At 59.3% G+C, this 13,888-nt stretch carries 12 protein-coding genes; 4 read left to right on the top strand and 8 right to left on the bottom strand.

The annotated features are described in order from the left end of the window. Positions 1 to 38 precede the first annotated feature (38 nt). On the top strand, positions 39 to 638 hold the full coding sequence (locus Q1A63_RS01610) for a TIGR04282 family arsenosugar biosynthesis glycosyltransferase (RefSeq protein WP_299630437.1): 600 nt from the start codon (positions 39 to 41) through the stop codon (positions 636 to 638). A gap of 5 nt (positions 639 to 643) precedes the next feature. Continuing rightward, positions 644 to 2,899, top strand: a complete 2,256-nt coding sequence (rnr, locus tag Q1A63_RS01605) for a ribonuclease R (protein WP_299630435.1) — start codon at positions 644 to 646, stop codon at positions 2,897 to 2,899. Here rnr and Q1A63_RS01600 read toward each other — a convergent pair. After that, a complete protein-coding gene (locus tag Q1A63_RS01600) occupies positions 2,880 to 3,587 on the bottom strand; it encodes a glutathione S-transferase family protein (protein WP_298968697.1) in 708 nt (235 codons plus the stop codon). The two genes, rnr and Q1A63_RS01600, sit on opposite strands and share 20 nt — an antisense overlap. A 79-nt stretch (positions 3,588 to 3,666) precedes the next feature. On the opposite strand from Q1A63_RS01600, the gene Q1A63_RS01595 reads away from it, so the two are divergent. Together Q1A63_RS01595 and Q1A63_RS01590 are read left to right on the top strand one after the other, a co-directional pair. Further along, complete coding sequence (locus Q1A63_RS01595; protein WP_298968696.1) at positions 3,667 to 4,386, top strand: YafY family protein; 720 nt, start codon at positions 3,667 to 3,669, stop codon at positions 4,384 to 4,386. A 69-nt stretch (positions 4,387 to 4,455) separates the two neighbouring features. Continuing rightward, positions 4,456 to 5,799 (top strand): lytic murein transglycosylase, encoded by a 1,344-nt coding sequence (locus Q1A63_RS01590; protein ID WP_298968695.1) that lies wholly within the window; start codon positions 4,456 to 4,458, stop codon positions 5,797 to 5,799. 75 nt (positions 5,800 to 5,874) lie between these two features. Here Q1A63_RS01590 and Q1A63_RS01585 read toward each other — a convergent pair whose 3' ends face one another. The 7 genes from Q1A63_RS01585 to Q1A63_RS01555 form a co-directional block, all read right to left on the bottom strand. Next, positions 5,875 to 7,053, bottom strand: coding sequence for an ABC transporter permease (locus tag Q1A63_RS01585; protein ID WP_298968694.1), 1,179 nt, complete (start codon positions 7,051 to 7,053; stop codon positions 5,875 to 5,877). 3 nt (positions 7,054 to 7,056) lie between these two features. Further along, positions 7,057 to 8,697 carry an ABC transporter permease gene (locus Q1A63_RS01580; protein ID WP_298968693.1) on the bottom strand — a complete coding sequence of 547 codons (1,641 nt, stop codon included), beginning with the start codon at positions 8,695 to 8,697 and terminating at the stop codon, positions 7,057 to 7,059. Beyond that, positions 8,698 to 8,985, bottom strand: a complete 288-nt coding sequence (locus tag Q1A63_RS01575) for a DUF1330 domain-containing protein (protein WP_298968692.1) — start codon at positions 8,983 to 8,985, stop codon at positions 8,698 to 8,700. 71 nt (positions 8,986 to 9,056) lie between these two features. Then, positions 9,057 to 10,169 (bottom strand): extracellular solute-binding protein, encoded by a 1,113-nt coding sequence (locus tag Q1A63_RS01570; RefSeq protein ID WP_298968691.1) that lies wholly within the window; start codon positions 10,167 to 10,169, stop codon positions 9,057 to 9,059. 118 nt (positions 10,170 to 10,287) lie between these two features. Continuing rightward, positions 10,288 to 11,388, bottom strand: a complete 1,101-nt coding sequence (locus tag Q1A63_RS01565) for an ABC transporter ATP-binding protein (RefSeq protein WP_298968690.1) — start codon at positions 11,386 to 11,388, stop codon at positions 10,288 to 10,290. Positions 11,389 to 11,614: 226 nt separating this feature from the next. Further along, positions 11,615 to 13,012, bottom strand: a complete 1,398-nt coding sequence (locus tag Q1A63_RS01560) for an aspartate aminotransferase family protein (protein WP_298968689.1) — start codon at positions 13,010 to 13,012, stop codon at positions 11,615 to 11,617. An 86-nt stretch (positions 13,013 to 13,098) separates the two neighbouring features. After that, positions 13,099 to 13,788: a GntR family transcriptional regulator gene (locus Q1A63_RS01555; protein ID WP_298968687.1), complete on the bottom strand. Its 690-nt coding sequence runs from the start codon at positions 13,786 to 13,788 to the stop codon at positions 13,099 to 13,101. Positions 13,789 to 13,888 lie beyond the last annotated feature (100 nt).

Raw genomic sequence — 13,888 nt, 5'->3', positions numbered from 1 at the left:
GCCCTGCGGCGCATGGTTTTGGTCGAGGAGCAGGATCTGTGAAACGCACCCTCGTGGTGATGTTGAAAGAGCCGCATCCCGGTCGGGTCAAGACGCGTCTGGGCAAGGACATCGGCATGGTCGCAGCTGCCTGGTGGTTTCGCCATCAAACGCGACGTCTGATCAGCAGGGTACAGGACCCACGCTGGCAGGTCATTCTGGCCGTCAGCCCGGATGCCGAAGGATTAAGGAGCCGGGTCTGGCCCGCGCATCTTGGGCGGATGCCGCAGGGGCGGGGTGATCTGGGGGACCGCATGAAACGCGCCTTGTCGCTGCCGACCGCTGGCCCGGTCTGCATCATCGGGGCGGATATTCCTGACATTGACCGGAAACAGATCGCCCGCGCCTTCCGGGCTTTGGGGCCGTCTGACGCGGTTTTTGGTCCCGCGCCGGATGGCGGATACTGGCTCATCGGATTGAAGCGAATGCAGGGGATATCGCCCCGGCTTTTTGAGGGCGTGCGCTGGTCAAGCGAACATGCATTGGCCGATACCGCCGCCAGCTTGCCGACACATCGCATCGCATATGTGGATCGCCTGCGGGATGTGGACACGCTGGACGATTTGCGCATGACGGCGCCCGGAGCGCGTGTTACCTGAGGACCATGACCCGCATCCCCACAAAATCAGAAATTCTCGATTGGATCAGCGAAAACCCGTCGCTGACCGCCAAACGCGATATTGCCAAGGCATTTGGCATCAAGGGGGCCGCGCGGATTGATCTCAAGCGGGTTCTCAAGGAGCTTGAAGCGGATGGTCATCTGGAAAAGCGCAACCGCAGCTATCAGGACCCTGACAGGCTGCCGCCGGTAAGCGTTTTGCAGGTGACCGGTCCAGATAAGGACGGGGATCTTTATGCCAAGCCGATGGAATGGCAGGGCGAGGGGGTGGAGCCGGTTGTGCTGGTGGTCCCGCGCGCCTCTGACCCGGCCTTGGGGGCGGGCGACAGAATTCTGGCGCGGCTGACGCTGATCAAGGGTGAGGATCATCACTACGAAGCGCGGCTGATCCGACGCATTGGCACCAATCCGCGCCGCCTGCTGGGTGTGTTTCGCAAAACGGCTGAGGGCGGACGCATTCTGCCGATCGACAAAGGGTCCGACAAGGAATGGCATGTGGCCAGCGATGCGACCCATGGCGCCAAGGACGGCGAGTTGGTCGAGGCCGAGCAGGCCGGGCCGAAAGGGCGCATAGGCCTGCCGCGCGCGCGGATTGTCGCGCGGCTTGGCGATCCGTCAGCGGCCAAGGCGGTGTCGCTGATTGCGATCCATCAGCACGGGATCCCCGACGCTTTCCCTGATGAGGTGATCGCAGAGGCGGATCGCGCCAAACCCGTGGCCCTGAAAGGTCGCGAGGACCTGCGGGACCTGCCCCTGATCACAATTGACCCATCCGATGCGCGGGACCATGACGACGCTTGCTATGCGCATGCGGATGAAGACCCCGAAAACCCGGATGGGCATGTCGTCTGGGTCGCGATTGCGGATGTGGCGGCTTATGTGACGCCCGGTTCTGCGCTGGACCGCGAAGCGCGCAAGCGTGGCAATTCCACCTACTTCCCGGACCGCGTGGTACCGATGCTGCCGGACCGGCTGTCGGGCGATCTGTGTTCGCTGCACGAAGGGGTGCCAAGGGCCTGTATCGCGGTGCGCATGCAACTGGACGCGTCTGGCAATAAGCTCTCACATAGGTTTCATCGCGGGCTGATGCGGTCGCCGGCCTCTCTGCACTACGAAGAAGTGCAGCAAGCCATTGATGGTCACCCAAATGACCGTTGCAACCCCTTGTTAGAGCCTGTTTTGAAACCGCTCTATGCCGCTTACGAGGCGCTTGTGTCGGCCCGGGAGCGACGCCAGCCGCTTGATCTGGACCTGCCTGAGCGCCGTATTGAGCTGGCAGATAACGGTACGGTGACATCGGTGAATTTCAAGGAGCGGCTGGATGCGCACCGGCTGATCGAGGAATTCATGGTGCTGGCCAATGTGGCGGCGGCAGAGACGCTGATCGCCAAGAAAATCCCGCTGCTTTTCAGGGTGCATGAAGAACCAAGCCCTGAAAAGCTGGACGCGCTGCGTGAAACCGCGCAAGCCAGTGGCTTCAACCTTGCCAAGGGCCAGGTGCTCAAGACCGCACATCTGAACCGCCTGCTGAACGAGGCGGCAGGATCGGATGAGGCAGAACTGATCAATATGTCGACGCTACGCTCGATGACACAGGCCTATTATGGCGCGCAGAATCTGGGTCATTTCGGCCTGGCACTGGCGCGCTATGCGCATTTCACCTCCCCGATCCGACGCTATTCCGATCTCATCGTGCACCGGGCTCTGATCGCCGCGCATGGCTGGGGCAAGGATGGGTTGCGCCCCGAAGACTATGATGAGCTCGACAGCATTGGCGAGCATATCTCTGACACGGAACGGCGCTCGATGGTCGCTGAGCGGGATACCACAGACCGCTATATGGCGTCCTATCTGAGCGAACGGGTGGGCAATGAATTCACCGGGCGCATCAGTGGCATCGCACGTTTCGGTGTTTTCGTGAAACTGGACGAAACCGGCGCCGATGGATTGATTCCGATGCGCTCCATCGGGCGCGAATACTTCCACTATGACGCTGAGGCCGGCACCCTGATGGGATCTGACACCGGCATGATGATCAGCCTGGGCCAGCGGGTCACGGTACGCCTGGCGGAGGCAGCACCGGTTACCGGCGGCATTGCGCTGGAACTTCTGGCGCTGGACGGCGACGCGATCCCGCAGGGCCGCAGATCGCCAGCCGGACGCACGCCCAGACGCCGGGGCGTCAAGGCGAAACGCAAAGCCGACAAGACCAAGCGCAAGGTCAAGCGCAGCCGCCGGTAGGCAGCATTTCTTCGACGCGGCTGATGTAGCCCATGAGGATTGCGTTTTCCTTGATCCGGGAGGCGAGTACGGTCTCTCCCGGGCTCGCGATGATGGCGCTCAGCATCGGCCCCACAGAGGCGTCTGCCGCGGTGGGCCTGTCGCCGAAGAGGAAGTGATTTTGCCATAACCGCGTGACCAGCGCCTCCAAATCAGGCTCTAACCGGGCCAATCGTTGCTCCGGTGTGAACCGGCCAAGGCCCTGCACTTGCATCGCGACGAGCAGATTTCTCCGGATCTTGTTTGCCACCATGCCCCGGATCAGTTTCGGCACGGATGCGAAATAGGTATCGCGGACTTCGGGCCAGATATCGTCATTGCCCCATCGGTCCAGCACGATATGGAAATAAATATGTTCTTCGGCCATGCGAATGAAGGCGCGCGACGTCGATTTATCCAGTTCTGAGAGACCTTCATCAAAGGTGGCTCCCTGTGCTTCGAGGTAAGCGCGGATCATATCGCTGTCGGCAATCAGCTGATCCTCGGCGCGGATGACGGGCAGTTTCTTGTAGGGCATCATGCGCGGATCGAGCGTGTTTTCACGTTTCCAGTGCTGGCCAGAGAGTTTCAGCAGATGTGCTGCTTTGATACAAAAGGGGCTGCCGGAAAACTGACCAAAGGCGGGCGGGTAGGTAAGCAGTGTGATCATGGTGTGCTCCTTTGTTGTTCGTAGAAAACTACACGTAGCTCCTGTCAATTTCTGTCAGCACTTGTGATAAGGTGAGGTCATGAGCCGAACACACCGCCTGTTTCAGATGATGCAGACCCTGCGCCGCCTGCCGCCACCCGTCACGGCAACGCAGCTATCGGGTGAGATGCACATGTCGGAGCGCACGATCTATCGCGACATTGATGCCCTGCGCAGCATGGGCGCGGTGATCGATGGCGAAGCGGGCTTTGGCTATACCCTGATTGAGGACGCGGCCTTACCGCCGCTGGGGTTCGAAGATGACGAGCTGGAAGCGCTGGTTCTGGGCCTTCGGGATGTGGCGGTGATTGGCGATCCGGCCCTGGCCAAGGCCGCGCGATCTGCTCTGGCCAAGATCAAGGCGCGGGTGCCGCCGCGCCAGGCGCACCGGCTGCAGCACGCAGTTCTGGATGCGCATCGATTCGTGAAAATGCCCAAGATCGAGATCGATGTCAGCCTCTTGCGCGCCGCCACCTGGGACGAGGTGAGCGTCACCTTTGACTATTGTGACCGGCAGGGTGCGGAAACGGTGCGACAGGTTGATCCGCTTGGGCTGGTCTATCTTGATAAGACCAATGTGCTGATGGCGTGGTGTCATCTGCGCAAGGATTTCCGCACCTTCCGGCTGGACCGCATGCGCAAGCTTGAGCGCACCGATCACAGTTTTCGCCCGCGTCGGGTGCCGATGCTGCGTGAACATCTGGAAATCATCCGCTGCCAAATCGAAGAATCGGCGATTGATCGCAAAACCTCTGATTGAATTCTTTTGAAAACGCTCGAGTCGCGCTACACTGCCGGAAAGAACAAAAGAGCAGCAGTAGGGCAAATCATGCGGTGGAAAACCTTGGGCGTGGTTGCTTTGGCAACCGGACTAATTGGCAATGACGTGAGCGCGTTTGGCACGACGCAATCCTTGAGACCTGTGATCCGACCAGGATCGGAGGTCCTGCCACAGGTGGAAAATGTGGCCGCGAGCGAGGTCATTGTGCGGCCCAAGCTGCGACCCTCCGATTTGGCTGGGGCGCCGATCCCGGCGGTGACGCAAGCCGCCTCCAACCCAGGATTTGAACGCTGGATCAAAGGGTTTGAGCGCCGCGCACGGGCGCAGGGCATTCGGAACGAGACATTGCGAGCCGCCTTTAACGGGGTAGAATACGATCGCGATGTCATCCGGCGCGACCGCAATCAATCGGAGTTTACCAAGACGATTTGGGACTATCTCGACAGCGCGGCTTCCAACACCCGCATCGCGAATGGCAAGGCAGCTTTGAAGCGACACCAAACGACGCTGGCGGCGATCGAGAAGCGCTACGGCGTGGAGAAAGAGGTTGTTGTTGCGGTTTGGGGGCTGGAAAGCGCCTATGGGACCTATCGCGGCAAGAATGATATCGTCCAATCGCTGGCGACGCTGGCCTATGACGGCAGACGTGGCGCGTTTTTCGAAGAGCAATTGGTGGCGGCCCTTAAGATCCTGCAGAATGGCGATACCAGCCCGCGCAACATGACCGGCAGCTGGGCCGGTGCGATGGGCCACACGCAGTTCATCCCAACCTCCTACCTTGATTACGCGGTAGATTTCACCGGTGACGGTCGGCGCGATATCTGGGCGGATGATCCCACGGATGCGCTGGCGTCCACGGCGGCTTACCTGAAGAACTTCGGGTGGGTCAAAGGACAGCCCTGGGGTGTCGAGGTGCAATTGCCGGGTGGCTTTGACTATGCGCTGGCCAACCGCAAGATCACGAAATCACCTGCGCAATGGGCGCGTTTGGGCGTGGTGGGCACCAATGGGCGCGCCGTGCCGAACCATGGCAAGGCCTCAGTCCTGTTACCTGCGGGCGGGCAGGGGGCGGCCTTCATGATTTTCAAGAACTTCAGTGTGATCGAGCGCTACAATACTGCAGATGCCTATGTGATCGGCGTCGGGCATTTGAGCGACCGGATCAAGGGCGGGCCCGCGATCAAGGCAAGCTGGCCGCGTGGTGACCGGGCGCTGACTTTCTCGGAGCGCAAGGAGATGCAGCAACGTCTGACGCGCGCGGGTTTCAGCACCCAGGGTGTGGATGGCAAGATTGGGCCAAAGACAATCGATGCGGTGCGCAATTACCAACGCAGTCAGGGGTTGGCGCCCGATGGGTATGCGTCGTTGAGCTTGCTGAAGCGCTTGCGCTAGATATTTTGGTCCAATCCCGAAGGGGATTGGACGGCCTCCGGCGGGGATATTTTGGCCAAGAGAAAGATGCGCCCGTCAGGCGGGCGACATCCCCCGAAGACGTTCAGAACGACGGCGGAGCAATTCGACGACGGTCAGCAAGGCAATCGATATGATCACGAGGATGGTGGCCACGGCGAGGATCGTTGGGCTGATCTGTTCGCGCAAGCCGGTGAACATCTGCCAGGGCAGGGTTTTCTGACCGGCAGAGCCGACAAAGAGCACCACGACAACCTCATCGAAACTGGTGATGAAGGCGAAGAGGCCGCCGGAGATCACGCCGGGCAGAATGAGTGGCATTTGCACGCGGAAGAAAGTGGTCACCGGCCCGGCGCCCATATTCGCCGCCGCCCGCGTCAGCGAGTTGTCGAAACCGACAAGCGTGGCTGTGACCGTGATGATGACAAAGGGAATGCCCAAGGCGGCATGCGCCAGCACCACGCCCATATAGGTGCCTTGCAGGCCAATGCGGCTGTAGAAAAAATACATGCCCGCGGCGGAAATGATCAGGGGCACGATCATCGGCGAGATCAGGATCGCCATGATGGCGCGGCGGAAGGGTACATGCTGTTGGCTGAGACCGATGGCGGCGAGTGTGCCGAAACTGACAGAAAGCAGCGTCGCCATGGGGGCGATTTTCACCGAATTTGCCAGGGCGCCCTGCCAGTCGGAATTGGTGAAGAAGTCCTCATAGTGTTTCAGTGAATAGCCTGCGGGATCGAAGCGGAGCATTTCCGGTGTGAAGGTGAAGAAATCCTGCGCGTTGAAGCTGAGCGGCATCACGACGAGAATGGGCGTGATCAAGAACACCAGGATCGCGCCGCAGATCACGCGGAAGGTATAGTGCCAGAGGACCTGCCCGGCGGTCAGATAGGGGGCTACATAGGCGCGGTATCGACCCTCGAAGAGCCAGAAAGTGAACCACCCGAAAAACCAGCCGAAAAGCGCACCGATGATGCCAGCGGCCAGCCCAGCCATGGCAAAGCCGGCAACTGCCAGCAGGAGTGTCAGCGCCCAGCGGACCGGTTTTTCTGCTGTTACCAACTGGGTCATTGCAAAGGCCAGCGCGCCCATCAGGAGTGCGCCAACGACAATCCCGATAAATGAGCTGCCCTGAGCCGTGCCGACAAGCAGCCCGGCAAAGGCCCCCGCCGCCGCGACCATGGGGACGTAAAAGGAAACCGGGGTGCGGGAAATCGGTGTCAGTGCCGCCATGGGTCAGCCTCCCAGTTTCACGTTATCGATGCCGACGATCTTGTCGTAGGCCCAGTAGAGACCCAGGACGACCGCCAGCAGGATGGCCCCAAGTGCTGCGGCCAGACCCCAGTTCAGCGAGCTGGAGATGTGATAGGCGATCCGGTTGGAGATGAAGGTGCCCGTCGTGCCGCCCACCAGCTCTGGCGTGATGTAATAGCCAATGGACAGGATGAAGACGAGGATCGAGCCCGCCCCGATGCCGGGTACGGATTGCGGAAAATAGACCCGCCAGAAGGCCGTCCAGTTGGTCGCGCCCAGCGATTTCGCGGCGCGCAGATAGCTTGGAGGGATGGTTTTCATCACCGAATAAAGCGGCAGGATCATGAAGGGCAGCAGGATATGTGTCATTGCGATGATCGTACCGGTTTGATTGTTGATCAGCGCCAGGCGGCTGTCGTCTGCGACCAGCCCGAGCCAGACCAGCGTGTCGTTGATCACGCCCTGTTGCTGCAGCATGACCTTCCAGGCAGAGGTGCGCACCAGAAGTGAGGTCCAGAAGGGCAGCAGCACGAGGATCATCAGCAGGTTGGCGGTGCGCGCGGGCAGATTGGCCAAAATCCACGCGACCGGGTAGCCCAGCAAGATACAGCTGCCGGTGATGACGAGAGACATGAACAACGTCCGGACAAAAAGCTTGATGTAAATCTGCTCGTTGTCGGGGCGCATTTCCGGCCCATCAGCGGATTTCTTCATGTCGACCGCGTTCAGAAAGTAGCCGGAGGTAAAATGCGGGCTATAGGTCTGAATAGTCTGCCAGACCTCGACGTCGTGCCAATCCTTGTCGATGTCGGCAAAGGCGGCAGTGGTGTCGACGGTTTCAAAGGAGCTGACAGCGGCCATGGCTTCGAGCATCTCCGCAGCGCCGGTGCCGCCATAAGATGACACATCCGGTTCTCTGCGCAGATCATCATAGAAAGCAGAGTAAACCAGCGCCCAAGGGTCCGTTTTGGCGAGGTTCCTTTCTCGCTCGTTCTGCACAAAATCCGCGAATATCTCGAAAACCTCAGCTGTTTGTGGAAGAAGCCCGACGATTTCCTCGCGGAGCTCAAATGCTGGTTGGGCTGTCTCTGATTTTGGATCCCAAGCATTCTGCGCGCCCAGCCACGCGTCTGAGCCCATCAGCGCATTCCAGTTTTCAGCGTCCTTCCAAAAAGGGTTCAGATCCTCGAACTGGTCCTGGTAGACCTCTCCCATGTCTTCGACCTTGCGGCCCGATTTACGGAAGAGCGACGAAACACCTGTCAGCTCATAGTTCAGGCGTGATCCCAGACGCGTGTGCAGTTTGCGCTCCTGCGCGATGAAAACGTCGGTATAGAGCGCGTCAAACACCTCGGGTGCCGGGATGTCGCCCGCCGAGCTGTCCCAGTCTTTCAATGCATCTGTGGTGCTCGGCAGCGTGTCCGAGACGATCTGGTTTTCGACGGAACGAAACAGCATATCTGCGATCGGCGCGATGAAGGTGACCAGCACAAAGATCAGCAGCGGCGCAATCAGCATCAGCGCCCGCAGCTTTTGTCGCCGCAGTGCGCGGTTCAGGCTCGATTTGAGCGTCGTGCCATCTGCGGCCATCATCGGGCCGGTGTTTTGCGCCGCGTCGGTCATTCAGGCACCTTCAACAACGATGATCGTGCTTTTTGCAGTGCGGTGCCGGATCTTCATGACTTCCTGATAGGCGGGGTCGTTGTAGGCGGCTTTTGCGGCCTGATAGGACGGAAATTCAATGGCGACATGCCGCTCGTAGCTTTCGCCCTCCACCACCTCCGATTGTCCGCCACGGATGATGAAGCGCCCCCCAAGCCCTTCCAGAATGGGCGTATCCTTGATCACGTACTCCTTATACGCTTCCGGGTCGGTGACGGTGATATGGGCGAGGATGTAGCCTTTGGGCATGGTCTTTCCTTTGCTGGTTTGACGAGGGCCAATGCACGGCCCCCGTCGATGATATCAGTGCCTAAACAGACTTATTGTGTCAGCCACGCTTGGAACTTCGCATCCAGATCGTCGCGATAATCTGCCCACCATTCGTAATTGTTCACGAATGTATTTTCCGCGTTGTTGGGATCGGTTGGCATGTGTGGCGCCATGTCGATGCCCAGTTCTGCGTGCTGACCGACCAGTGGCGCCGAAGATGCGCGTGCCGGGCCATAGCTGATGTATTTGGCCTGATCTGCAAGGCGCTGCGTGTCGGTGGACACTTTGAGGTAATCCATCACGCGGGCCAGACGGTCATCCGACAGACCCGTTGGTACGATCCACCCGTCAAGATCGAACATCTGCCAGTCCCAGGCCATGCCAACCGGCTGACCCTGCTCCGCGATCACAGAGAACAGGCGCCCGTTGAAGGTCGAGCCCATGAAGATCTCACCATCGGCCAGCAGTTGCGGTGTTTCCGCACCGGCGGACCACCAGATCGTCTGATCCTTGATCGTGTCGAGCTTGGCAAAGGCGCGGGCTTGACCCTCTTCGGTTTCCAGCACGTCATAGACGTCTTCATAGGCCACGCCGTCGCAGAGCAGTGCCCATTCCATGTTGGCAATCGGGCGCTTGTTCAATGCGCGTTTGCCCGGGTATTTTTCGATTTCGAAAACATCGCAGGCGGAGGTTGGCGGTTCTGCACCTTCAGGCACCATGTCCGTGCGATAGCCGAAGGTGGTGGAGAACACGATCTGCGGGATGAAGCAATCCGATGCAATCGTATCGCCGAAATCGTCAGACGCCGGCGTGCCATCGGGCGCGGGCGCAAGCACCTCATCGTGGTCGATTTCCATCGCCAACCCCTCATCGCAGAGACGAATGGCGTCGGCGGCTTCCACATCCACCAGATCCCAGGTGATGTTGCCCGCTTCGTTCATCGCGCGCAGTTTCGCGACAGCCTCAGGCGAGGATTCATCGTTGATGATGCTGATGCCAGTCGCCGCCATATAGGGGTCGTGGTAGGCCTTTTGCTGCGAGTTGGAATAAGCACCACCCCAGCTGACGATGGTCATCTCATTGGCCATATGGCCGTCAGCGTTGGCCATGCCAGCCGCAACCGTCAGTGCGGTGGAGGCCAAAAGCGTCTTGGTCAGTTTCATTGATAGTCTCCCATTTGTGCGCCCGTTCATCGTCCGGAGGCAGGTGACAACGGGCTTGGTCGCCGCCTCTCTTTTGATCGCACCCGCGAAGGGCACGACAGGTCACGCGCACTAGACGTCAGGCGTCCAATGCGCGGCAATCTTGCGGCAGCCAGCCAATCTCGATCTGCTGTCCCGGGGTCAGGCGTTCCACATCCGGGGCGTTCCGGGTCTTGATCACGAATTCATCGGTGCCCGCCACGCGCAGGCGCGTGCGAAAGATGTCACCCATGTAGATGAATTCCAGCACTTCAGCTTTCAGCGTATGGGCGTCCGCGCTCAGGCGGTCCTTGTTGTATTCTACCCGTTCGGGTCGGATCGAGACGCGCGTGCGATCCCCGGCCGCGGTGACATTGACCGGCTGGGCATCAATTAATTCACCGCCGTCCAACTGTATCAGAGCTGTGCCGTCCTTGATCTCTTTGACCTTGCCTTCGAGCGTATTGTTCTCGCCGATGAATTGCGCAACGAAGCTGTTTTCAGGTTCCTCATAAAGCTTGTCGGGTGGTGCCAACTGCTGAATGCGTCCATCGTCAAAGACCGCGACGCGGTCGGACATGGTCAGCGCTTCGGTCTGGTCGTGGGTCACATAGACCACGGTGATGCCCAGATCATGCGCTAGATTTGTGATCTCGAATTGCAGCGTTTCACGCAGTTGTTTGTCCAGCGCCCCCAGTGGTTCATCCATCAAAACCAGCTCTGGCTCGAACACCAAGGCACGCGACAAGGCGATCCGCTGCTGTTGGCCGCCTGAGAGCTGCGAGGGGCGCCGTCCGGCGAAATCCCCCATCTGCACCATATCGAGCGCGCGCATGATCTTGGCCTCGCGGTCGGATTTACCCATCTTGCGCACTTCCAGCGGGAAGGAGAGGTTTTCGGCCACGGTCATATGCGGGAAGAGGGCATAGTTCTGAAACACCATGCCGATGCCGCGTTTATGCGGGGGGATATTGTTGATCGATACCCCGTCCAGACGGATATCCCCGTGGGTGGCGGTCTCAAATCCGGCCAGCATCATCAGGCAGGTGGTTTTCCCGGACCCAGAAGGGCCAAGCATCGTCAGGAATTCACCTTTGGGCATCGAGAGGTTGAGGTCTTTGACGACGAGATTTTCGCCATCATAGCTTTTCTGCACACGTTCGAATTCCACGAACGCGTCTGCATTACTAGTGTCGGCCAAGAGTGGCTCCCCGTTATGTCCGGCGGTTTTCCGCACTGATTGTCGCAAATCTAACACCAAGCAGCCGATCAGGTGCAAGCGCTTAACTCTCTGCGAGCGGTATCATTTTGAATTCAAGGCGATTTGACTGAATGCGGCGCTGATATTGAGCCGACGTGCTGCAAATTTCTGCCATAGTGACAGAATTTCCGTCTAGCTCGCAGCGCAACGAATCGAGTGCCGGGCTTCAGCAGGCCGGTTTGAGCATGTCCTGCTCTTTTAACTGCACATAGGTTTCGTCCAGCGCGGTCCGGGCGCGGGTCATGAAGACATCGATATCCTCGGGTTCGATGATCAGAGGAGGAGAGATGATCATCCGATCCCCGACATGGCGCATGACAAGGTTATTCGCAAAGCACCGCTCGCGGCACATGTACCCCACGGTGCCCGCGTCGACGGCGAATTTCGCACGGCTCTCCTTATGCGGTGTCAGGGGCAGCGACGCCATCATCCCCTTGATCGACAGACCGCCCACCAACGGATGCTCGGCCAGTTTTTCCAGCCCTGCCTTCAGCGCCGGTGCGCCAACGGTTCGGACACGTTCGATGATGTCTTCCTCCTGCAGGATACGCATGTTTTCCAGTGCCACGGCGGCAGCGACCGGGTGGCCGGAATAGGTGTAACCGTGATTGAACTCTGTTGCGCCGATGACCGCAGCAACCTCGTCGCAGACGATCGACCCGCCGATGGGCTGGTAGCCGGAACTCAATCCCTTGGCGATGGTCATGATATGCGGGCGAATGCCCATGGTTTGGCTACCGAACCAGTTGCCCGTCCGGCCAAAACCGCAGATCACCTCATCCGCGATCAGCAGGATCTCATATGTGTCACAGATGCGCTGGATTTCAGGCCAATAACTGTCTGGCGGCACGACCACACCGCCCGCGCCCTGCACCGGTTCTGCGATGAAAGCGGCGACGTTTTCCTCGCCCAGTTCGAGGATTTTCGCTTCCAGTTCCTGCGCCCGGGCCAGACCAAAGGCTTCGGGCGTCATGTCACCGCCCTCTGCCCACCAGTCGGGCTGGTTGATGTGATGAATACCAGGGATCGGCATGCCACCCTGCGCGTGCATATAGCTCATGCCACCCAGCGACCCGGACCCGACGGATGACCCGTGATAGGCGTTTTTGCGACTGATGATGTGGGACTTGGTGGGGTGGCCCTTTTCGGCCCAATAGGTGCGCACCATCCGGATGTTGGTGTCATTCGCCTCCGACCCTGAACCGGCAAAAAACACGTGTTTCATGCCTTCCGGTGTCAGCTTGGCAATCTCCTGCGCCAGCGCAATGGCGGGGACATGCGTCGTCATGAAAAAGGTGTTGTAGTAGGGCAATTCCATCATCTGGCGCGCCGCCACCTCGGCCATTTCCGGACGTCCGTACCCGATGTTCACACACCACAGACCCGCCATACCGTCGAGGATCTGATTGCCCTCACTATCGGTCAGGTAGACCCCTTTGGCCCGGGTGATGATGCGCGCACCTTTGTCGGCTAACTCGTCGTTCGTCGTGAAGGGGTGCATGTGATGCGCGGCGTCCAGCGCCTGCAGCTCAGCGGTCGGCATGTGGTTTGTGATGGCGGGCATGAGGGTACCTGTGACATGGAAAATGACCGCGCACGGCCTGTGGTTTCAGAATATGATCAAATTATCCGAAGTCAATCGAATCGCTGTCACCCGTCGGCAGCCTCAAGCGAGGCGCGAATTTGCAGCATTCCCTGGTGCACATCTTCCGCCATGGCCTGGGCGGCTGCATCTGCATCTCTGGCGGCAAGCGCAACGAGCAGGTCGGCATGTTTGTCCGGCAGGTTGAGGGTTCCGTATCTGCCACAAACGACTCTGAGAGAGGGTGCAAACCGCAACCAAAGACTATCAACGGTAGCGCTTAGAATAGGTGCGCGCGCCGCCTCGTAGAGTATTGCATGGAAGCGATAATTTTGGGTCAGATAAGCGGGAATGTCGCCGCTTGAAATCGCCTTGTTCAGCGCGTCATCTTCAGTACGCAGATCGTCCAGTATGGCGTCATTCATATGTACTGTCGCCAGGCGGGCCAGTTGTGGCTCCAAAGATTGACGCATGAAATCAAGCTGTTCGATACAATCCGCCGTGAGTTGAGGCACGATGACACGGCGATTGCCCCGCATGCTCAGCGCACCATCCGAGATCAACCGGCGAATGGCCTCGCGGACAGGCGTCATGCCGGCGCCGAGATCTTCGACCAGACCCTGAATGGTGACGGCCTGACCCGGTGCAAGATCGCCGAACAGGATGCGCGTTCGAAGCTGTTCATAGACGTGCTGGTGCGCGGGCATTTTACCCTCTGCCTGCGGATCAGCAGGTGCTGGATTTCTGAGCATTTGCATGATCCGTCCTTCGCCTTCATCTTGAATACAAACCGCATCCCTTGCGCAGGGTATGATCGCATGAAAGCATAAAGCATCTTGCCGAAGGAGGCAAAACTTG

Source organism: uncultured Roseobacter sp., from assembly GCF_947499265.1.
Lineage (GTDB): Bacteria > Pseudomonadota > Alphaproteobacteria > Rhodobacterales > Rhodobacteraceae > Roseobacter.
This window is presented reverse-complemented; position numbering and strand designations above follow the sequence as displayed.

What these genes read in the sequence shown, in the direction of transcription:
- Q1A63_RS01575 (WP_298968692.1), bottom strand. Translation starts at nt 8,985, where the DNA reads ATGCCCAAAGGCTACATCCTCGCCCATATCACCGTCACCGACCCGGAA.
- Q1A63_RS01600 (WP_298968697.1), bottom strand. Translation starts at nt 3,587, where the DNA reads ATGATCACACTGCTTACCTACCCGCCCGCCTTTGGTCAGTTTTCCGGC.
- rnr (WP_299630435.1), top strand. Translation starts at nt 644, where the DNA reads ATGACCCGCATCCCCACAAAATCAGAAATTCTCGATTGGATCAGCGAA.
- Q1A63_RS01580 (WP_298968693.1), bottom strand. Translation starts at nt 8,697, where the DNA reads ATGACCGACGCGGCGCAAAACACCGGCCCGATGATGGCCGCAGATGGC.
- Q1A63_RS01595 (WP_298968696.1), top strand. Translation starts at nt 3,667, where the DNA reads ATGAGCCGAACACACCGCCTGTTTCAGATGATGCAGACCCTGCGCCGC.
- Q1A63_RS01555 (WP_298968687.1), bottom strand. Translation starts at nt 13,788, where the DNA reads ATGCAAATGCTCAGAAATCCAGCACCTGCTGATCCGCAGGCAGAGGGT.
- Q1A63_RS01570 (WP_298968691.1), bottom strand. Translation starts at nt 10,169, where the DNA reads ATGAAACTGACCAAGACGCTTTTGGCCTCCACCGCACTGACGGTTGCG.
- Q1A63_RS01590 (WP_298968695.1), top strand. Translation starts at nt 4,456, where the DNA reads ATGCGGTGGAAAACCTTGGGCGTGGTTGCTTTGGCAACCGGACTAATT.
- Q1A63_RS01585 (WP_298968694.1), bottom strand. Translation starts at nt 7,053, where the DNA reads ATGGCGGCACTGACACCGATTTCCCGCACCCCGGTTTCCTTTTACGTC.
- Q1A63_RS01560 (WP_298968689.1), bottom strand. Translation starts at nt 13,012, where the DNA reads ATGCCCGCCATCACAAACCACATGCCGACCGCTGAGCTGCAGGCGCTG.